The 21,464-nt window shown below is 45.9% G+C and carries 13 protein-coding genes; 11 read left to right on the forward strand and 2 right to left on the reverse strand.

Going from position 1 to position 21,464, the window contains the following annotated elements; translation table 11 throughout:
- Positions 1-119: 119 nt before the first annotated feature.
- The 5 genes from htpG to M3629_RS21200 all read left to right on the forward strand — a co-directional run bounded on the left by htpG (position 120) and on the right by M3629_RS21200 (position 7,941).
- Positions 120-2,003 (forward strand): molecular chaperone HtpG, encoded by a 1,884-nt coding sequence (gene htpG, locus M3629_RS21180; RefSeq protein WP_251509943.1) that lies wholly within the window; start codon positions 120-122, stop codon positions 2,001-2,003.
- A 287-nt stretch (positions 2,004-2,290) separates the two neighbouring features.
- On the forward strand, positions 2,291-3,706 hold the full coding sequence (locus M3629_RS21185) for a deoxyguanosinetriphosphate triphosphohydrolase family protein (RefSeq protein WP_251509946.1): 1,416 nt from the start codon (positions 2,291-2,293) through the stop codon (positions 3,704-3,706).
- Between the two features lie 44 nt (positions 3,707-3,750).
- The gene (locus M3629_RS21190) at positions 3,751-4,809 is read left to right on the forward strand and encodes an MsnO8 family LLM class oxidoreductase (RefSeq protein ID WP_435368255.1); all 1,059 of its coding nucleotides are present in this window, start codon (positions 3,751-3,753) and stop codon (positions 4,807-4,809) included.
- Between the two features lie 290 nt (positions 4,810-5,099).
- Positions 5,100-6,812 carry a HAMP domain-containing methyl-accepting chemotaxis protein gene (locus M3629_RS21195; RefSeq protein ID WP_251509948.1) on the forward strand — a complete coding sequence of 571 codons (1,713 nt, stop codon included), beginning with the start codon at positions 5,100-5,102 and terminating at the stop codon, positions 6,810-6,812.
- A gap of 178 nt (positions 6,813-6,990) precedes the next feature.
- Positions 6,991-7,941, forward strand: a complete 951-nt coding sequence (locus M3629_RS21200; protein ID WP_251509950.1) for a TRM11 family SAM-dependent methyltransferase — start codon at positions 6,991-6,993, stop codon at positions 7,939-7,941.
- Between the two features lie 150 nt (positions 7,942-8,091).
- Here the strand turns inward: M3629_RS21200 and M3629_RS21205 are convergent, their stop codons facing one another.
- The gene (locus M3629_RS21205) at positions 8,092-9,048 is read right to left on the reverse strand and encodes a D-2-hydroxyacid dehydrogenase (protein WP_251509952.1); all 957 of its coding nucleotides are present in this window, start codon (positions 9,046-9,048) and stop codon (positions 8,092-8,094) included.
- 199 nt (positions 9,049-9,247) lie between these two features.
- Between M3629_RS21205 and thpR the strand changes: the two genes are divergently transcribed.
- Together thpR and M3629_RS21215 are read left to right on the forward strand one after the other, a co-directional pair.
- Positions 9,248-9,850, forward strand: coding sequence for an RNA 2',3'-cyclic phosphodiesterase (thpR, locus tag M3629_RS21210; RefSeq protein WP_251509955.1), 603 nt, complete (start codon positions 9,248-9,250; stop codon positions 9,848-9,850).
- Between the two features lie 130 nt (positions 9,851-9,980).
- On the forward strand, positions 9,981-10,838 hold the full coding sequence (locus M3629_RS21215) for a cell wall hydrolase (protein WP_251509958.1): 858 nt from the start codon (positions 9,981-9,983) through the stop codon (positions 10,836-10,838).
- A gap of 287 nt (positions 10,839-11,125) precedes the next feature.
- On the opposite strand, the gene M3629_RS21220 is transcribed toward M3629_RS21215, so the two are convergent.
- Entirely contained in the window at positions 11,126-12,343 is a 1,218-nt protein-coding gene (locus M3629_RS21220; RefSeq protein ID WP_251509971.1) for an MGDG synthase family glycosyltransferase, read from the reverse strand.
- A gap of 410 nt (positions 12,344-12,753) precedes the next feature.
- Between M3629_RS21220 and M3629_RS21225 the strand changes: the two genes are divergently transcribed.
- The 4 genes from M3629_RS21225 (at position 12,754) to M3629_RS21240 (ending at position 21,432) form a co-directional block, all read left to right on the forward strand.
- Entirely contained in the window at positions 12,754-13,344 is a 591-nt protein-coding gene (locus M3629_RS21225) for a TetR/AcrR family transcriptional regulator (protein WP_090918298.1), read from the forward strand.
- 158 nt (positions 13,345-13,502) lie between these two features.
- On the forward strand, positions 13,503-15,785 hold the full coding sequence (locus M3629_RS21230; protein ID WP_251509974.1) for a YhgE/Pip family protein: 2,283 nt from the start codon (positions 13,503-13,505) through the stop codon (positions 15,783-15,785).
- 674 nt (positions 15,786-16,459) lie between these two features.
- Positions 16,460-21,058: a glutamate synthase large subunit gene (gene gltB / locus M3629_RS21235; protein WP_251509976.1), complete on the forward strand. Its 4,599-nt coding sequence runs from the start codon at positions 16,460-16,462 to the stop codon at positions 21,056-21,058.
- A gap of 221 nt (positions 21,059-21,279) precedes the next feature.
- Positions 21,280-21,432 carry a hypothetical protein gene (locus tag M3629_RS21240; protein WP_251509978.1) on the forward strand — a complete coding sequence of 51 codons (153 nt, stop codon included), beginning with the start codon at positions 21,280-21,282 and terminating at the stop codon, positions 21,430-21,432.
- Positions 21,433-21,464: the final 32 nt, after the last annotated feature.

The raw sequence follows: 21,464 nt of genomic DNA on the forward strand, positions 1-21,464 counted from the left end.
TAACAAATGAAGCTAATACACACCACTACATATGGAATGGTTCAGTCGCATATGGCTCAGCTTGGCTCTGTACTCAACTGAATCATTTGATACCCAAATTCGAAAGGAGCATTTCATTCATGGCGATTAAAAAAGAATTTCAGGCAGAATCCAAACGTTTGCTGGATATGATGATCAACTCCATTTACACACAGAAAGAAATTTTCCTCAGAGAACTAATCTCCAACTCCAGTGATGCCATCGACAAAATATATTACAAAGCACTTACGGACGACACGCTCGTCTTCAACAAAGAGGATTACTACATTAAGCTGACAGTAGATAAAGATAACCGCACGCTCACGATCACGGATACCGGGATTGGTATGACACAGGAAGAACTGGAGAACAACCTCGGAGTCATTGCGAAGAGTGGTTCCCTGGCCTTCAAAAAAGAGAACGAAGCCAAAGACGGCCATAACATTATCGGTCAATTCGGGGTAGGTTTCTACTCGGCGTTCATGGTGGCGGACAAGCTGACGGTAACGAGTAAAACGCTGGGCAGCAACGAAGCTTGGAAATGGGAATCCGAAGGTGCTGACGGGTACACGATTACACCTGCGGAAAAAGATACCGTGGGTACAGAAATCGTTCTAACGATTAAACAAAATACCGAAGAAGACTCGTATGACGAGTTTTTGGAAGAGTACCGCTTGAGATCCATCATCAAGAAATACTCTGACTTCATTCGTTATCCGATCAAAATGGATGTGACCAATCACCGTCCGAAGGAAGGTACGGATAACGAGTTCGAGGATTACAAGGAAGAACAAACAGTCAACAGCATGGTGCCGATCTGGCGTAAAAATAAAAGCGAACTGACCGAAGAAGACTACACCAACTTCTATATGGAGAAACGGTACGGTTTTGACAAACCGCTGAAACATCTGCACATTAGCGCGGACGGCGCTGTAGTGTACAATGCGATCCTGTTTATTCCGGAGAATACACCGTTTGACTACTATACAAAAGAGTATGAAAAAGGTCTGGAGTTATACTCCAACGGCGTATTAATCATGGATAAGTGCGGCGACCTGTTGCCAGATTACTTTGGTTTTGTCAAAGGGATGGTGGATTCCGAGGATCTATCTCTGAACATCTCACGTGAGATGCTTCAACACGACCGCCAGCTTAGCCTGATTGCGAAGAACATCAAAAACAAAATCAAAGGCCAACTGCAAAGTCTGCTCAAAGACGAGCGCGAGAACTACGAGAAGTTCTATCAAGCGTTTGGTCGTCAGCTGAAGTACGGCGTATACAGCGATTATGGCTCAAACAAAGACACATTGCAGGATCTGTTGCTGTTTACGTCTTCGAAAGAGAACAAGCTGGTGAGCCTGGACGAATACGTCTCCAGAATGCCGGAAGATCAGAAGTATATCTATTATGCTGCGGGTGAGTCCATCAGCCGAATCGAGAAACTGCCACAGATCGAGGGCGTATTGGAAAAAGGGTACGAAGTGCTCTACTTCACCGACGATATCGATGAATTCGCGATCAAGATGATCACGAATTACAAGGAGAAAGAGTTCAAATCCATCTCCAGTGGTGATCTTGGTATTGAAGACAGTGCGGAAAAAGAAGAGACTGAAGCGCAAGACAATGACAACAAAGAATTGTTCGAAGCGATGCAGGCACAGCTGGAGGGCAAAGTTAAAGCGGTGAAAGCGTCCAAACGTCTTCGCAGCCACCCGGTATGTTTGTCCACCGAGGGTGATTTGACGATTGAGATGGAGAAAGTGCTGAAAGCTATGCCGAACAGCGGAGATGTTCAAGCGGATAAAGTGCTGGAAATCAACGTGAACCATGATGTGTTCAAATCGTTGAAAGATGCTTTTGCACAGGATAAAGAGAAGCTCAGCCTGTATACCAGCCTCTTGTATCACCAAGCATTACTGATTGAAGGATTGCCGATTCAAGACCCGGTAGAGTTTACGAATGATATCTGCAAGGTGATGGTGTAAGTCTGCTAGATTTAAAACTTCATTTGAAGTTTAACCCGACAAGACGTCATTCGTCTGTCGGGTTTTCTTTTATATCGAGGTAACTACTCACCGGCTCAACTATCGACGTACAGTTCTTCATTCTATGCACAGACAGTAGTCTTGCAGGGTATAATATACATAGAGAGGACTGTGCATCATATGTTGATGTAAGAAGAGATGACATGACAGACGGATTTTTCTTTTCGAAACCGCAGATGTTGTGTATAATCACTCAAAATAGAGACAGTCGGCTAGGAGTGATCTAAATGCAATGGCATGATCTGAGAGAACATAGGCAATACCCTGAACTTACCAAGCTGGAGGGCTCTCGTGCAGCGTATGAGCGAGACTATTCCCGATTGATTCATTCCCCAACGTTCCGGAGACTGCAGGGCAAATCGCAAGTGTTTGGCGCAGGTACGGGTGATTATTACCGGACACGTCTAACCCATTCCCTTGAAGTGGCACAGATTGCGCGAGAAGCGGCGAGAAGCCTGTTGCGTCATTACCCGGAGGTAGATTGGGGCCGGGCAGAGAACCCCGGTCTGATTATCGATTCGGAAGTTGTAGAATGTGCAGCGATCGCACATGACTTTGGTCATCCACCTTTTGGACATAAAGGGGAAGAAGTGCTCGATGGCATTTTAGATGATCTGATCAACAGTGAGACGAAGAAGATTATGAAAAAAAGTCGTGCCGCCAAAACACCTAAGGCTGAGTCTGACGTACGAGCGGAGCTCAAACGAAAATATGAGCATTTTGAAGGCAACGCACATAACTTCCGCCTGATCATGTATTTGGAGAAACGTGAAGATATCGACGGACTGAACTTGTCTGATGCTGTGCTGCTAGGGATCAACAAGTATCCGTACCCTGGAACAGAGAGCAAGAAAGGCATGTATCACCACGAGTGGCAGTACATTCGTGAGATTCGGGAGCGCTGGAACATCCCGGCAGGCAAGAAAACGCTCGAAGCACAACTGATGGATCTATGCGATGATATTGCGTACTCCGCACATGATCTGGAGGATGGCATCAAGGCAGGCAAAATCGAGGTGCATGAGCATTTTCTGCAAGACCAGCATATTAACCGGCTCATCGTAGACAAAATTACTACACTGGAAGATCTGTTCTGGAAGGGCTGGACAAGAGAGGCGATCGCGGAAAAAGTGGAAGAAGTTCTTGCATCGTTCCTGCGCATCTGGAATGAGAAGATGCCTTTCTGCGAGCATGATTACTCGCGTACTCGTCGTGAGGTAAAGGCCTATTGGGTCAGTCTTTTTGTCGGCAGTCTAGGAGTCATTGATGACGGGGATTGGAAAAAGGTAACTTTTGTCCGCGAAGGCGTAGAAGACCTCGACATGTTACGCACCGTGAGTGTACTCAAGAGTTTCGCCTGGGTGACGATGATTCGGGATCTGCGCGTGCAACGCCTGCAGAAGCGCAGTGAGTGGATGATTAAACGGCTCTGGGATGCGTTCCTTGATCCGGAAACCTCAAAATCCATTATTCCTTCTGATTGGTTGCAACGATATGAGAAGGACCAAGCTAAAGCGCAGCCGATCTGGACTTGGGAGCATATGGTGATTGATTATATTGCAGGCATGACCGATGCATTCGCCGAGAAGATTTATAATGAACTTTACGGCCTGAAGGTCGGTTCGATCTACGATCTGGACTAAGTGCAAAATCAAAGAGGGGCAAGAGATCAAAGGAGTTGTACAGTGTGGTTGCAAATTTAAGTGAAACCTTTACTGAGAGCTTAGGTGCCAGCACACAAGATTGTTCTGGAGAAAAATTCAGTCTCGGCGTACTGGATCTCGTTCCTAGACTGAACGGTGCATCCGCAGAACAAGCACTTCAGCAAGCATTACTTTTGGCTCAACATGCTGAAGCATGGGGTTACACACGATATTGGACGTCTGAGCATCATGATATGCCTGAACTAGCTTCGGCTTCTCCTGAGGTGTTGCTATCTCATATTGGTGCAAAGACAGATACCATTCTGCTTGGGTCGGGAGCTGTTCTGCTTCCGCATTATAGTCCACTCAAGGTCGCAGAGTCGTTCCGTCTGCTGGCTTCACTCTATCCGGGACGGATCGAGCTCGGGTTAGGACGGGCTCCTGGCGGAGGGCCTCATGCAACGATGGCGCTCAGTGGAAATTATTTGCAACATGTCTCGAACCTTCCCGCCAAACTGGCTTCGCTTACCGAATTGCTGGAAGACCGTTTTACGTATGAGGATGTTCCGGTTACAGCGCGTCCAGTTCCGGAAATTCCATTATCCTTATGGATGCTAGGGACCAATGTCAAAAGCGCAGCATATGCTGCGAAGTTTGGTATGGGTTATGTTTTTGGACAGTTCATGAGTGATTCGGATGGAACCCAGGCTGTACGCCGCTATCGTGAGGAATTCGTGCCTAGTGCTGGGCTGAAGGAACCAGAAGTGATGGTGGCGCTCAGTGCAATGTGTGCGGAAACGGAGAACGATGCTTTAAGGTGGAGTCGTGAGATTGAGAACCGGCGCCAGGAAAGTCGTGAAGAGCACACAAATGAGCGAGATACCAACGTGGGTATCGTCAAGGATAACCCTCAGAGTATTTCTGTCCATAAAGAGGACAACGAGATGAAGCGGCATGTTGCTGGCACACCCGAACAAGTATGGCAGTACATTCGGCAAGCAGGGCAGAGGCTGGATACCAACCGGATCCTCGTGGTAACGACTGGTCCTGATTATGAACGCAGGCTGGAGTCCTACCGCTTGTTAAAATCTAGAATGAGTTAAGGGACAAAGTGAATCTAAAATTGCCTAATCAAGTGTTAGGTGATGTTAAGATGGCGATGAGCTGCAGATCTGAATCATACAGATGTTGCAGCTCATTTTTAATTCGATAAAGTTCAACAAAATTTCATAGATTACAGCGTTTACCGACAAAAGAATGCTATAATACTTTATCGCTATAATGCAGATAAATATAGAAGAGTGTAATTTGCAAGGGGCCAATAGATGGGTTTATTTGCGAGAAAAGCACTAAATTGTAAATGTGGCGAAAGTTGTCATGAGGGGGAAATTATATGTTTAGCCGATTTAAAATCAAGAGCATCGGTCTGCGTATCAGCATCGCATTTTATCTGTTAATCCTCTGTTTAATTATTCTGAGTGTTACCATCATTGGCCGGATGAATTCAATTGAGACTAACACAAATGACATTACAGGTAATTGGATGCCTTCGATCCAAAAGATCAACCAATTAAATTATTCAACCGAACATGTTTTGTCACTGAGTTATCGTTACTTTGACGCTGAGGAAGCGGACAAGTCCAAACTTAACGAAGAGCGCACCAAGTATATTCGTGAAACGGCTCAGACGATTGCGATTTATGATAAACAGGCAAAGTCTGAAGAAGAGAACGAACACTGGACAGCGTTTAAGAGTAAATGGGAAGACTATCTTAAAATGAATGCACAAGCCATTCGGGTTAGTGACGAAGGACAGGCTCAGCTTGCCAAAGAAGTAGCTGACAAAGGATCTGCTTCATTTGATTTGATGCAGGTTGATCTGGATTATCTCGTCAATTACAACCAGCAGCAATCCGATATTTCGGCAGCTCAAACCATTCGTTCTGTTCAAGATGGCAGGTTGTCGGTGCTCATAGGTGTGCTTGCGATGATTATCATTACTGCCATATTTGTTCCAATCATCCGCACACAGGTGGTTAAACCGTTGCTTCGTGTCATCAGTGCTGTTAAATTGATCGCGGAAGGTCAATTAAACGTGCAGGATGTACATACCAAACATGAAGATGAAGTGGGCGCCCTGGCGAAAGCAGTCAATGAGATGAAAGGTAACCTGACCTCGATGGTGATCAATGTAAGGCGTGTAGCTGAATCGGTGAATCGTCAGAGTAGCGAACTGGCCATTGCTTCGGAAGAAGTGAAGATCGGAAGTCAGCAAATTGCGATCACAATGGAGGAATCGGCTAAGGCGGCTGAGAGTCAGGCTCAGACCGCTGTGGAGTCGGCTCGCACAGTGGAAGATTTGAATAATCATATTCAGCAGCATGCGGAACAGGGAAATCAGCTTCGTATGATGTCCAATCAAGTGTTGGAGCAGGGACAGAGCGGCCGCAAATCCATGGAAGAATCCGTGCAACAGATGCAACAGATTGCCAGCTCGGTATCGTCCTCGATGAGCAAGATGGAGGAGCTAAACCGTAAAAATGAAGACATTTCCAAGCTGGTTTTGGTGATTCACGACATTGCTCGCCAAACCAACTTACTCGCGTTGAATGCATCGATTGAAGCTGCACGGGCTGGAGAGAGTGGACGCGGTTTTGCTGTTGTAGCATCGGAGGTCCGGAAATTGTCAGAAGCAGTCCAAGCTTCCGTTGAAGAAATTACGACCATCACTCAGGATATCCAGCAAGATTCACAGGGTGTAGTGAATGAGCTACGTGTTGGCGTTCAAGAAACGGAATTAGGGCAGGAGCGTATGCTTACGTCAGGTAAGTTGTTCAGAACCATCAACACATCCGTAGAAGGCATGGTAGAGGTAATTGGCACGATGTCGGAAGGGCTTTCAGGTATGGAACAGAGCAGTGGCCTGATGAATGACTTCAGTCAGCAGATTTCTGCAGTGTCTCAACAATCGGCGGCCAGTGTAGAGGAAGTCTCTGCTTCGGCTGAGGAACAAGTCGGTTCTATGGAGACCATCAGCAGTAATATTCAAACGTTGAAGGAACTGTCTGACGATCTGCTCACATCCATTGAAAAATTAAAAGTATAAGCCGTTCTTTATAATAGAAGAAACAGGGTAAAACGATTGTTTGAAAAGGTGGATTTGTTGTCGGAGTTCGAGTTTAAGACCAGGTCATAAAATTAAAGTTGAAAGGGATATCCAGCAATGGGATCCCTTATTTTTTTGATTTAAACTTGAAAAGTAGAACCAAGAAATGAGGATGATTATGATGGCAGCTACATATATATACATCTTTGCCTGTCATGAAAATGAACGTGAGTTATGCCATCTTGAATTGAGTACATTGCTTAAGTTGGATTCAGAAATACGCATTACCAGTGGTTCTTATATTAGGTCTGAGCGGTGTATCCCGCCGGGAAGAAGTCCATTTATGCATGGACGGCTGAATGTATTGGGTGAAGGAGACTCGATTACGGAGCTGCTCCCTATAGCTCGAAACATTCGTTTGCAGCAGGATGAGACATTTAAGGTCGTTTGTCTAAAAGCAGGAGATACGCCACCTGACTATGCTCAGGCACGGAAGTTTGAAAAAGAAGTCGGGATGTGCATCCATGGAAAAGCGCAGATGAAACAACCTAAAGTGACTTTCGGACTAATTAAAATAGGTCTAAAATGGATCTTGGGTCAGTGGACAGAAGCGGAAAAATCGTGGCAAAACCATCAGCAGAAGCCGCAAAACTACTCCACAGGCTTCGGTGTAACCTTAGCAAGGGCGCTGGTGAACGTTGCTGTTCCAGAGACGGAAAATCATCGTTTGCTGGATCCGTGTTGCGGAATGGGAACGGTGGTCATTGAAGCTTTATCCATGGGAATTGATGCAGTAGGCAATGATCTTAATGCACTTGCTGTGCGCGGAGCAAAAGTTAATCTACCTCATTTCGGGTATGACACCAATCGAATTACTTTGGGAGACATGAGGGATCTGGAAGATGAGTATGATTCGGCAATTTTCGACATGCCCTATAATCTTTGTTCGGTTCTTCCCGATCAAGAACAGCGAGAGATGCTCCAGAAATTACGCAAGTTATGCAAACGAGCTATCGTCGTTTCCACAGAGTGGGTACAGTCTCACTTGCTGGAATCCGGATGGACGATAGAAAAGTACATAACGGTGCGTAAAGGCACATTTGTACGTCATGTCTGGGTGTGTATGTGATGATCTGGATGTGCATGTAATTTTACGTTTGAGTGCATAATAAACACTCCACGAAGGAAGAAAGAATCCTTCGTGGAGTGTTTTTATTCTGAATTCATCCAGAATGATCAAACATCATTTTGACAAGTTGCATGGGAACGGGTGTTTGTGTTAATATTTATGACTATAATCGACAAGATTGAGCGGAAGAGTTTTACCTGCAACGTAGGCTTCCAGATTTTTGATGAAAATATCGAGAGCGCGCTGCGTATATTGTTCTGTGCTTCCTGCAATGTGAGGTGTAATTAACACATTATCCATGCCCCATAGCGGGTGGTTTGCTGGAAGGGGTTCCTCTTCGAATACATCCAGAGCAGCGAAGGCAATTTTGTCGCTTTGCAAGGCGGTCAGCAATGCCTCCGTGTTTACGCTAGGGCCACGACCTACATTGACAAAACACGCATCAGTCTTGAAATGGTTAAAGGTATTCTGATCGTACATGTGCCGGGTTTCATCGGTCAATGGCAGAATGTTAATCACATAGTCACCTTGGCTGAGAGCTTCATATAGTCCAGACATATCATACATACGGTCAACATGGAGCACGTCTTTTCCAGAGCGTCGTACTCCAATCGTACGCATGCCTAGCGCTTTTAATACACGGGCTGTTTCGGTACCAATCTCGCCGACTCCGACGATAACGGCTGTCTTACCATGCAACTCAGGCAGTGCTTTTCCGGGATTTTTCCATTCAGCTTGCTGCTGATACAGCATAGCTTGTCTCAACCAGCGGCTGTGGGATAACATCATGCCCAAAATGATTTCAGTAATAGGAATGGCATGAACACCATTGGCACTGGTCACTTGGATATTTTTATGTTGTAGCTCCGCGAATGGGAGATTATCTACACCGGCTGACCAGACCTGAATCCATTTTAAAGGGCTGTCCTGATGCAGAGCGTGTTCGGTAACAAGGGGGGACCAGCCAAGTATGATTTCGGCCTCTTTTAATTCACTCGGTTCCAGATCCTTGGCTTTACCCACTTTGATCGTGTATCCTGGCGCAGCCTGCTGGATCTGTTGCTGTTGTTCTTCGGATAGAGATGGAAAACATACGATTTTACTCATAATGTGTGTGCCTCCTGAGATCGATGAATTAGTCTTGTCAAGTGTATCAGATTCAGTGTATCCTGTGCATGTAAATGGAAAATTCAGGAACGGAGTCTGATATGCAAAATCTATATTGTGTGTCACTCTATGTTTACCCAGCTTGAAATGATATGCATAGTTATGGAATAATAGAGCGAACTTTAGAGAGGTGTATGCAATGAATGCCCCAAAACTTCAAGAACATGCATCCAGACGGGAACGTCTGTTTATTGCTGTGCGTCTGCCTGAATCTGTTCAGCAGTTTCTTCATATGCAAGCACAGTTAATACGGAACAAGCTTGATTTTCGGAAGTGGACAGACTATAGAGACTATCATATAACCTTGCAATTTCTGGGAGATACGTTAATGAGTGATGTTGGTCATCTTCGAGCAACTCTTCACAACGTAGCTGCTGATTTTCATGCGTTTGACTTGCATCTATCGGAATGGGGAACGTTCGGGCTAGAGAAAACGCCTAAAGTTCTCTGGAGAGGTGTTAACGGAGATATAGAGCGATTACATCACTTACAAAAACAAATTGTAAAGGCTACAGAAAGTTTAGGTTTTGAAGCTGAGTTAAGACCTTATCGTGCACATGTTACTGTAGCGAGAAAATATCTTGGATCACTTCCTGGTATGGATAATTATGGAGTTTCCGAAATCGTAACAGAACATGTTTCACATGGAAATTCATGGTCAGTAGACGGTTTTGTACTTTATGTGACAAGGCTTGGGCAAACGCCAATGTATGAGACGGTGGATACGTTCTCATTTTCCTGAAAAACTTTTTAATACCATAAACTCACATTGACATTGTGTTTATCCCTATGTAATATTAGCCATCGTTATTCAAATTCTTTTTTTTTGGTTACTAAGATTAGGGAATTGTTTCGATAGGAGGAATCTTCGAATGGAAATTATAAGCAAGAATCGTTGGGTAGCGCCGATGTTATCAGTGCTGCTTGTATGTATAGTGGGGGTAAATGTCGTTCAGGCGACGGGGAAGTGGAATGAAGCAAGTGAGAGTAAACAGATGACGGAACTTACGTCTTCCGGTCATAATAACCCAGCATTGCCGCAAGAACAGAGGCGAATGATGGAAGATGGGACAAGTCTGTCTACGGATCCGTCTCTACAATCTGGAACTTGGACTAATGCATTGCCAGCAACAAACTGGCTTTTGACTGTTCAGGAAGAGCGAGAGCAACAGGAAGCTGCGGCTAAACAAAAAGCCTTGGCTATAGCTGAAGCGAAAGCAAAAAAAGAAGCTGCTCTAAAATTGGCTAAAATGGAACATGCCAAAGCAGCGGCTGCGGTGTCAACTCCCCCCCAAAAACTTTACTTTACGCGGACCAAACTTTTGAATCAGGAGGATGCAAATCTCGCAACCTGGTCTTACAGTGTGTCCGATAAAGAGCTGCATCTGCTACAAAAAATTGTCATGGCAGAAGCGGAAGGTGAACCGTACAAAGGCAAAGTGGCAGTTGCCAACGTTGTCTTAAACCGGCTGCGGTCAGCCAATTTTCCCGATACCATTTATAAGGTCATCCATCAAAAATCACAGTTCAGCCCTGTGGCGAATGGACGACTAAAACGGGTAACCCCCAATGAAGATAGCATCAAAGCTGTAAATGCTGCGCTGAACGGGCAGAAGGAAGTGTCTGATGATACGTATTATTTTTTATCTTTGACGCTTGCTGATGATTTGACAGTGGCTCGTACGAAGAAAGAAGTTAAAACGATCGGTCATCATACTTTTTACAAGTAAAAGGCCTTAAAATTCTGCAAACAGGCAGGGTAGTTAACTATGTGAACGTCACATGAACCCTGAATCTGTATAAATGCAGTTTTATTTCGTCGTTTTTGTGAGTATCCTTAATTGTAATTTACCCATTTTTTTGGTAGATCATACGATGAAATGCAACATAAATAAAAAAGGTTCTCCTTCATTTTCGGAAGGAGAACCTTTTTTGCATTTTCGTATCGTTCAAGCACTTGAATCATAGTTCGTTGGATATTGCACTCTCAGGCCGATGCTAAGGCATCTTAACGGGATTATAAAGGCAGTCTGGTACCAGACAAGGGTCTGGTTGTAATGCCCGCTGAGAAACGCTCTAGAGACGTAGTTGTAACCTCTGTTGTTGCAGGGAACAGTAAATCGTGAACAGCTTGAGCACAACAGGTCGGATCATAAGCTGGTGAATGTCCTGTTATATACCTTTTGTTCTTCTTGGGCAGGCTACCTTGCTTATGCTGATTTTCAGACAATTCCCGGAATCGATTCGTTATGACATCCTTTGAATGAATAATCTCTCCATATCCGGCTTGTACAAAATATTCACAGTTCTCCTCTTCCTGTCCTGGATGCGGAGGAATAAACAGCATCGGCAGGCCCTTAGCCATCGCCTCTGTGCATGTCATGCCTCCCGGTTTGGTGATCAGTACGTCCGAAACATCCATGAGCTTACTGACTTCTTTTGTGTATCCCAGAATACGAATATTCGGATGCTGAAAGCAAGGGAGTTCCTTCATTTTGTCTATCATTTTCTGATTGCTTCCAAGACAGAAGACTAACTGTACCCGGTCTGCCCAGGATGCGAGAGCTTTCATATGTTCCTCGTCAAAAGAAAGCCCCCAGCCGCCGCCCATAAGTAGAGCTGTCGGCATGTTTTGTAACCCCATCTCTTCCCTGAGTTTGACTTTATCCCCGGCTTCCCAGAAATCCGGATGCACAGGAATACCTGTAATTTGAATTTGTGAGGAAGGGATGCCGCGAATCTCAAGCAAGGCTTTAACTTGCGGAGTGGATACGAGATATTTGTTTACCTCAGGGTTAATCCATGTTCCATGTACGTCGTAATCCGTGATCAACGTATAGAGCGGAATATTCAGCCCTTGACGTTTAAGTCTGGAAATAACCGCATTAGGAAACGGATGGGTGCAGATTACAATATCCGGCTTCAGCTGGGATACGACCTGCGCCGTCTGGGTATAGAAAATACGGTGCAACGCCAGTTTGGTTAAGCCGTTTAAAGATTTGTTGTACTGTGTGCGGTACAACAGGCTGACAAGTTTCGGTTGAACCGATAGTGTCTTTCGATATGCAGAAAAGATCAGCGGAGCGACGGTCGGATTCAAAAATTTCCCAAGTTCAATAACACGACTGTGAACATGAGGACTAACTTTTTTGATGCCATGTGCCAGGGCATGAGCCGCTTGTGTGTGACCAGTACCGAATCCTTCTGATAATAAGAGCACTCTTGGTTTTCGCATGAGTTCACCTTTATTCATAAGTTTGAGTTAAAATTTAAATTTGAATGAGACAGTTTCGTACGTTTTAAGTAGGGACAGTTATGCTAGGTTTGTTACTAATGAATATACAGCAAAACAAGGAATCATGTTTCATCCAAAAATATTTACACTGTATACACTAATTTGAGACAGCAAACTTCAGTTATATGCGGATTGTTTGAGTCATCTTACACTATAGACGACGACGCTGACAGTTTCCACTGCATTTCGGTTAAAAAATATTAATACATTTTTTTATTGTTAGGCTTGCAATCTTATTTTCAAGATGATATTGTAGTTTTTGACCGAATGACCATTTTGTATTTTTGGTCATTTTATAGAGAGCGATAGAATCACTCGTCTTATTAATTATGAAGCAAGGAGGGGATAAGATGGCTCCGATCGACAGGAGACAGCAGGTGATTCATGCAGCGGCCCAGTCGTTTGCCATGTTTGGATACAAAGCGACTACGATGGATCAAGTGGCCAAGATTGCCAATGTAGGCAAAGGCACGATCTACACCTTTTTCACAAATAAAGAACAATTGTTTGATCAGATCCTGGTGGAAGTCATACAGGAGATGAAAAACATTGCGCAGCGTGAAGTGCATCAGGAAAGTGCTTTTTTTGATAATCTGTTTCGTGTGCTCGATGCGCTGTTGGAATTCCGCCGTGATCACGAGTTGCTCGTGAAGTTGTCACAGGAGTTGAAGGATTTTGGAACGTTACAGGCCAAAGAAGGTCTGGAAAAAGTCGAGAAGGTCATTTCCGATTTTCTGTCCCGTGAACTGGAGAAAGCCAGAGCTGGGGGAGAAATACGCGATTGCGACCCGCAAGTTGTTGCTTTTATGATGATTCGATTGTATATTGCATTAACTTCGGACTGGAGTAAACATCATGATCCGCTTAGCAAAGAGGAAATCAAGAACTACTTTCGTCTTTTCTTAATGGAAGGCATAGCTGCGATCAGTTCTGTTGATTGAAACTTGCTTGTCGAAAGACAAGTTTGTTTTTTGCTCTCAACTGACCGTTTGAGAGATTTGGTCATCACGTATTTCGGTAAAAATACCAGAGTTTTTCATTCTGTTTTCATATTGGTTATTCCTGCTGTCTAGCAGAGAGATTAAGGGGAGAAAATGACATGAAATCATTAAACGTGTTTTTCAAGGATTTGGGATCAGCCGTGAGAAACCCGAAGGTGTTGATCCCTGTAATTGCGATATTATTTATACCGATCCTGTACAGCGGCATTTATTTGGCGGCTTACTGGGACCCATACGGTCGTGTTGATAAACTCCCGGTAGCCGTAGTTAACCTTGATAAAGGAGCCGAACTGGAAGGGAAGTCACTTCACGTAGGTAAAGACCTTATTGACGAACTGAAGAAAAATAAAGATTTTAAATGGGACTTTGTGAGTGCCGCTCAGGCAAAGGACGGCATGCAAAACGACAAGTATTACATGCAGATTACCATTCCAGAGAACTTCTCGTCCCAAGCCACAACATTGCTGGATGATAAGCCTGCACCAGCGGACTTGATCTATGAGCCGAACGGTAATTACAACTTTGTAGGTGCGCAAATCGGTAAAACGGCAATTAAAGATCTGAAGGCTAAAGTTTCGGCCAAAGTTACAGAGTCTTATGCAGAGACGCTGTTAGATAAGTTCTCCGAAGTGTCGGATGGCTTGGCTGAAGCAGGCGACGGTGCCGGAGATTTGAAGACAGGTGCTGGAAAACTCGACGACGGTGCTGTGAAACTTAAAGATAATCTGGCTAAGCTTGCATCCGGCACGTTGAAACTTCAGGATGGACTAGCTCCGTTAAGTGACGGAGTTACTGCGCTGCATAATGGAGCTTCCAAACTTGAAAATGGCACGACAAGTCTAGTTTCAGGTTTACAGCAACTTCATGAAGCAGCTACTGGGCAGCTTCAAAGTGGTGCTGACCAGTTGAAAGAAGGAAGCGACAAGCTGGCCTCCGGCCTGCAATCTTCAGTGGATGGCACAAACAAGCTACAAACAGGTCTGCAATCATCCGAACAAGGCAGTGCGAAGCTGTCTGACGGTTTGCAATCGGCAGTTCAGGGCAGTGGAACATTGGCAACCGGCCTTCAATCCGCTGTGGATGGTAGCAGTAAAGTTGCCGATGGGGCACAGGGAGTAGCATCCGGATTGAAACAACTGGCCGCAAGCAACCCGGAACTTGCAGCAAGCGCTGATGTTCAAAAGCTGATTGCCGCGAGTCAGGCTGTGGCTGACGGCAGTGCACAGCTGCATGAGAGCGAGCAGAAGCTGGCTCAAGGCGCGGATCAACTTCACCAAGGTAATCAGCAACTGGCTACGGGTGCAACTGAATTACATGGAGGTCAACAACAACTGCTTGCAGGTGCCACTCAACTGGTTGATGGACAGAAGCAACTGCTTGCAGGTGCTGGACAGCTGAGCCAGGGTGGAGCAAAACTCTCGGACGGCTTGCAACAATTCAGTAGTAAATTGGGTGAAGCAGCCACTGGCGGTAGTCAACTGGCGGCTGGTGCGAAACAGCTAGGTACAGGTACGGCTGCATTGCAGTCAGGTGTCGGTAAACTTAGCGGCGGTGTTTCATCTCTGGCTGACGGTTCCAAACAGCTGGGTGACGGAGCCGGTAAACTGGCTAATGGCCTTACAGAATTGAAAGATGGTTCTGGTGAACTGGCAACGAAGCTGAAAGATGCAGCTCAAAAAACATCCGAAGTGAAGAAAACGGATGAAGTTGTGAATATGTTTGCAGAACCGGTGAGTTCTTCCGAGAACAAGGCAGAGAACGTAAGTAATTACGGAACAGGCATGACACCATTTTTCCTGTCCATCGGTCTGTTCGTAGGATCACTGATCTCTACCATCGTTCTGAAAATGCGTGAAACGTCTGTACCTGGAGCAACAGGCTGGAATCGTTTCGTAAGCCGCACACTGGTATTTGGTTCGGTGAGCATCTTCCAGTCGGTTATTGTAGCAAGCTTTATGCTATACGGTCTCGGATTAGAGACACATAGTACAGGACTGTTCTATCTGTTTACGATTATAACGGGTCTGACCTTCATGCTGATCGTTCAAGCGCTGGTTACTTGGCTAGATCTGCCTGGACGTTATGTGATCATCCTGCTATTAGTCTTCCAGCTTGCGGGAAGCGCGGGGACATTCCCGGTAGAACTGATTCCTTCATGGCTACAATCCATTAGTCAGTGGCTACCGATGACACACAGCATTATGGGTCTCAGAGCCGTTGTCTCCAGCGGAAACTTCGATGTAATGTGGCATCAGGCTGAAATACTTAGCATCTATGCAGTTGTATCTGTTCTGCTGACGCTGACGTACTTCCTCCTGAACGGCCGACGTACAAAGAAAGAAGCTGAAGTAGTAGAGAACGGTCAGCCCTTGACTGTATAATTAATGAAGCAAGACGACAATTCACACAACTTTCTGCAAAAAAAGTTAAAGCATATGTATCGAAATTATGCAATATAGTAGTCAAATAGTGCAAATGGCCTGCAGCGCGAAAATAAGCTGCAGGCCATTTTGTATTCAGTGGTATGAAAATAGAAAGTTATATTGGAAGCTGAATCATGAAAATTGCGAAAATATGGTCAAACGCAGGCTGGATATGGAACGATTTTCTTTTACCAGCAATTAAAATCAGTTGTGCTCTGCTATAAAATGTGTATAATTATTCGAAAAAGAGATGTTTTTAAACGTCAACACACTAAAGCTGTACTGCAAAGCAATTCTTATCAGAGGTATTAAAAAGTTTAAATTGCGCTGATGTTAGGTCGGTGTTAAAATAATAGAACTATATCAAAAAACGTCGCTCCATCTTGAGTAGTCGTGCCAGCGGCTACGTATTGTCGTATATATGCTGTTACCGGATCACCGGATTCAGTCCTTCGCAATAATCGCGGTCTTTACCGCAACCAGGCTTACAACAGATGGCTCAAGCTATCACCTCTCCATCTCAGCAGGCAGGCTTGTCGCAAGCGAAATGCCGGCTCCTCCCGTTTCAATGTTGCCTGTTGTTATTGTTCTTGATCTTTCCGAAATACTTCATTATAGAAAGGTTGCGTTCCATGAGACACATCGGATTACCGCCAAAACAAGGTCTGTATGACCCACAATTCGAAAAAGATGCATGTGGTATGGGTTTTGTTGCCAACATCAAAGGAGTACCTTCACACGATATCGTTAGTCAAGCGCTGACCATGCTCAGTAACATGGAGCACCGTGGGGGTCAGGGAAGTGAACCGAATTCCGGCGACGGAGCAGGCATCCTGATCCAGATTCCACATCGCTATTTTGCAAAGGAAGCAGAACGACTCGGTATTGCTTTGCCTCAACAGGGATTCTATGGCGTAGGTATGCTGTTCCTGTCTCATGATCCGGCAGTTCGTACTGCACATGAAGAGAGCTTGAAGAAGATTATTGAAGAAGAAGGACAGACCTTCCTAGGCTTCCGGGATGTACCTACGTATGATGAGATGCTGGGCCGTTCTGCACTGGCAGCGAAGCCTTATGTACGTCAGGTGTTTATCGGAAGATCGGATGAAGTGAAGGATGAGCTTGCATTTGAACGCAAATTGTATGTTATTCGCAGACGTGCGGAACTGGCTATCCGTTATTCCGCAGACGAGGCGGAAGGAGAATCATTCTACCTGCCGAGCTTGTCTTGCCGCAAAGTGGTCTACAAAGGCATGTTGACAACCGAGCAAGTGGGCAAGTTCTATCTGGATTTACAGGAAGAACTGGTTGAATCAGCAATTGCACTCGTACACTCCCGTTTCAGTACAAACACCTTCCCGAGCTGGGAACGTGCTCACCCGTATCGTTTCATGATCCACAACGGTGAGATCAACACGATGCGTGGTAACGTGAACTGGATGCATGCGCGTCAGTCCTTGTTCGAAAGCGAACTGTTCGGCGATGACATTGCGAAAGTAAAGCCGGTCATTAATCCGGACGGTTCAGATACTGCGATGTTTGATAACACGCTGGAGTTCCTATACCTAAGCGGACGCTCCCTGCCACACGTGGCGATGATGATGGTTCCTGAGCCATGGAGCACTGATGAAGGTATGGACCCTGCGAAAAAGGCATTCTATGAATACCACAGCACGATGATGGAGCCTTGGGACGGCCCTGCCGCTATGGCATTTACGGACGGTTTACAGATCGGTGCTACGCTTGACCGTAACGGTTTGCGTCCTGCCCGTTATTATGTAACGAAGGATGACCGAATCATTCTTTCTTCCGAAGTCGGTGTTCTGGATATCGCACCGGAAGACATTCTGTACAAAGATCGTCTGCGTCCAGGGCGGATGTTGCTTGTAGATACTCAAGAGGGACGTATCATCTCTGATGAAGAAGTTAAAGCTCTCATTGCTGCAGAGAATCCTTATGAGGAATGGCTTGAAGAGCACTTGATGGATCTGAACGAGTTGCCGGAAGCACCGGAGCTTCCCGACCCTAAACATGACAATGTTACGCAACTTCAACTGGCTTACGGATATACATTTGAAGAACTGCGCAAAGTGCTGGAGCCAATGGCATCTACAGGGATGGAAGCTACAGGTTCCATGGGGTATGATGCACCGCTGGCTGTTCTGTCAGATCGTCCGCAACGCCTGTATAACTACTTTAAACAGATGTTTGCCCAGGTAACCAATCCGCCGATTGATGCGATCCGTGAAGAGATCGTTACTTCTACAGCGACAACGATTGGTCCGGAACGTAACCTGCTTAACCCTGAACCGGAGAGCTGTCGCCAGATTCGTCTGGATACACCGGTATTGTCTAATGAAGACTTTGCGAAGATCCGCCACGTTCGTCGTCCGGGCTTCCGTTCCATGACAATCCCGATCTTCTTCACCGCTGCAGAAGGAGCGGAAGGGTTGCGTAAAGCAATGGACTTGCTCTTTGAAGCAGCAGACCGTGTCATCGACAAAGGACATAATATTCTGATCTTGTCTGACCGCGGTGTGGATGCGGAGAATGCAGCAATCCCTGCGTTGCTGGCTGTAGCGGGTCTGCATCACCACCTAATTCGTCAGGGTACAAGAACAAAAGTCAGCATTTTGCTCGAATCGGGAGAACCGCGTGATATCCACCACTACGCATTGCTTCTGGGTTATGGCGTAAGTGCGGTTAACCCTTATCTGGCATTTGAAACACTGGATGATATGATTCAGCAAGGCTTGCTGCGTGGCATTTCCCATGAGAAAGCCGTTAAAAACTACATTAAAGCCGCAACCAAAGGTGTTATTAAAATATTGTCCAAAATGGGTATCTCCACGATCCAATCGTATCGCGGTGCTCAAATCTTCGAGGCGGTGGGTCTGAAATCAGATTTCGTAGACCGTTACTTCACTTGGACACCTTCACGAATCGGTGGCATCGGTCTCGAGGAAGTGGCAGCAGAGGCGCTGACACATCACAACCGTGCCTTCACGGATAAGGACGGCAATGATAAAGTGCTGGATTCCGGCGGTGAATACCAATGGCGTAATGACGGGGAAGAGCATTTGTTCAACCCGCAAACGATCCACACGTTGCAACATGCGGTACGTACCGGCGATTACAAGCTGTACAAAAAGTATTCCAAACTCGTACAGGGTGAGAATGACCAATTGCTCACGATTCGCTCCATGCTGAAGCTGAAGCCGGTCGGAGCATCCATTCCGCTCGAAGAAGTGGAATCGGTGGAAAACATCATGCGTCGTTTCAAAACGGGTGCGATGTCCTTCGGTTCAATCAGTAAAGAAGCTCACGAAGATTTGGCAATCGCCATGAACCGTGTGGGTGGTAAATCCAACACAGGTGAAGGCGGAGAAGATCCAGCTCGTTTCGTCAAAGACAGTAATGGGGATTCCCGTCGCAGTGCGATCAAACAAGTGGCATCCGGACGTTTTGGTGTAACCTCCAACTATCTGGTTAATGCTGACGAGATCCAGATCAAAATGGCACAAGGGGCTAAACCAGGCGAAGGCGGACAACTGCCAGGCCGTAAAGTATATCCATGGGTAGCTGAAGTTCGTGGTTCTACACCGGGTGTGGGTCTGATCTCACCGCCGCCGCATCACGATATCTATTCGATTGAGGACTTGGCTGAGTTGATCTATGACTTGAAAAATGCTAATCCGCGTGCCGAAATTAACGTGAAGCTGGTATCTGAAGTGGGTGTCGGAACGATTGCTGCAGGTGTAGCTAAAGGTCGTGCGGACATTATCTTGGTCAGCGGTTACGACGGCGGTACAGGGGCATCTCCTCAAGGTTCCATCCGTCATGCCGGTATGCCGTGGGAGCTTGGACTGGCAGAGACACATCAAACGTTGATGCTTAACAACCTGCGTGATCGCGTTGTTCTTGAAACGGATGGTAAAATGCTGAACGGGCGCGACCTGGCGATTGCAGCGTTGCTTGGAGCCGAAGAGTATGGTTTCTCTACTGCACCACTCGTTGCACTGGGCTGTATCATGATGCGTGTCTGCCAAATGGATACTTGTCCAGTTGGTGTGGCAACACAAAATCCGGAACTGCGTAAAAACTACATGGGAGACCCTGAACATGTCGTGAACTTTATGCGTTTTGTCGCTGAAGACATGCGTGAAATCATGGCAGATCTTGGTTTCCGTACCATTCAGGAGATGGTTGGACGTACAGATTGTCTCGAAACGGTAGAAGCTGTGGATCACTGGAAGAAAAAAGGTGTGGATTTGTCAGTATTGCTGCATGTGCCTGAACTGCCGGAAGGCGCTGCACGTTATCGTACACAGCATCAGAATCACCAATTGGAAGAAACGCTGGATATGCAACAACTTGTGCCACTGGCACAGCCAGCGATTGAATCCGGTCAACCTGTGGAAGCGGTTCTCCCGATTACCAACGTTAACCGTGCAGTAGGTACTATTCTCGGTAGTGAGATTACACGTAAATATGGTCTTGCTGGTTTGCCAGAGGATACGGTTAAATTTAAATTTGTTGGTTCCGCTGGACAGAGCTTTGGTGCTTTTGTACCAAAAGGTATGACGCTCACGGTTGAAGGAGATTCCAATGACTACGTAGGTAAAGGATTGTCGGGAGGCAAGCTGATTGTTATGCCTTCACCAAAAGCGACATTCGAAGCAGAGAATAATATCATTATCGGAAACACTGCTTTATATGGAGCGACTAGCGGGGAAGCATATATCCGCGGTATTGCCGGAGAGCGTTTCGCTGTACGTAACTCAGGAGCCAAAGTGGTTGTTGAAGGTGTAGGCGATCATGGCTGTGAATACATGACAGGCGGTCGTGTCGTGGTGCTCGGCGATACAGGTCGTAACTTTGCAGCAGGGATGTCCGGAGGTATTGCCTACGTATATGATCCAAAAGGCACCTTCCTGCAACGATGCAATCTGGAAATGGTTCTTTTGGAGCGTATCGAGGATGCTTCTGAAAGCGAAGATTTGCTTGGCATGATTCAACGGCACGTAGCACTGACTGGAAGTGATGCAGGTCAGCGTATCCTGGATACATGGCAGGATTCCCTGAATCAATTTGTGCGTGTCATTCCGAAGGACTTCAAACGTATGACAGAACAGATTGAGCGGGTACAGGCGACAGGTCTGACAGGTGAAGCCGCTTTGCTGGCCGCGTTTGAAGCAAATATGCGTGAGCTTGCGCGCACCGGAGGTTAATGTTTCGTTATTTTTCTATTATAAGAAAAGCACTAAAACAACAGGAGTCTTATAGTCGCCGGAAGGGCGTTATAAGGCTCCTTTTTGCTTTCGACAAAATTAGAACCCGCTCAAAAAACGTTATCGCCATGAGACGACAACATCGAGGAACGTTCTAAAGTATAATTAGGTTTAGTTTTTGGAGTGCAGAGAGAACTATAAAGATAAGAGAGGTTAGCGGAATGAAGATGAAGCATCCAAACATGGGCGATTCTAAGCCGACAGGGAACAAAGTCGAAGCAACCCAGATGGACATCTTGAAAGTTTTACTGCAATGTGGAATCGACCCGGAGCGTTTGAAACATTTCGTATCCTCCGACAGCAAGCGTACATGAGCCAGTGCACACCAAGGAATGGAGGGGAATCA

Source organism: Paenibacillus polysaccharolyticus (assembly GCF_023714295.1).
GTDB classification, from domain to species: Bacteria; Bacillota; Bacilli; order Paenibacillales; family Paenibacillaceae; genus Paenibacillus; species Paenibacillus polysaccharolyticus_A.

Bases quoted from the DNA above. Each gene is read 5' to 3' on its own strand.
- M3629_RS21220 (WP_251509971.1), bottom strand. From the start codon at position 12,343: ATGCGAAAACCAAGAGTGCTCTTATTATCAGAAGGATTCGGTACTGGT.
- M3629_RS21205 (WP_251509952.1), bottom strand. From the start codon at position 9,048: ATGAGTAAAATCGTATGTTTTCCATCTCTATCCGAAGAACAACAGCAA.
- M3629_RS21195 (WP_251509948.1), top strand. From the start codon at position 5,100: ATGTTTAGCCGATTTAAAATCAAGAGCATCGGTCTGCGTATCAGCATC.
- M3629_RS21215 (WP_251509958.1), top strand. From the start codon at position 9,981: ATGGAAATTATAAGCAAGAATCGTTGGGTAGCGCCGATGTTATCAGTG.
- thpR (WP_251509955.1), top strand. From the start codon at position 9,248: ATGAATGCCCCAAAACTTCAAGAACATGCATCCAGACGGGAACGTCTG.
- gltB (WP_251509976.1), top strand. From the start codon at position 16,460: ATGAGACACATCGGATTACCGCCAAAACAAGGTCTGTATGACCCACAA.
- M3629_RS21230 (WP_251509974.1), top strand. From the start codon at position 13,503: ATGAAATCATTAAACGTGTTTTTCAAGGATTTGGGATCAGCCGTGAGA.
- M3629_RS21200 (WP_251509950.1), top strand. From the start codon at position 6,991: ATGATGGCAGCTACATATATATACATCTTTGCCTGTCATGAAAATGAA.
- M3629_RS21240 (WP_251509978.1), top strand. From the start codon at position 21,280: ATGAAGATGAAGCATCCAAACATGGGCGATTCTAAGCCGACAGGGAAC.
- M3629_RS21185 (WP_251509946.1), top strand. From the start codon at position 2,291: ATGCAATGGCATGATCTGAGAGAACATAGGCAATACCCTGAACTTACC.
- htpG (WP_251509943.1), top strand. From the start codon at position 120: ATGGCGATTAAAAAAGAATTTCAGGCAGAATCCAAACGTTTGCTGGAT.
- M3629_RS21225 (WP_090918298.1), top strand. From the start codon at position 12,754: ATGGCTCCGATCGACAGGAGACAGCAGGTGATTCATGCAGCGGCCCAG.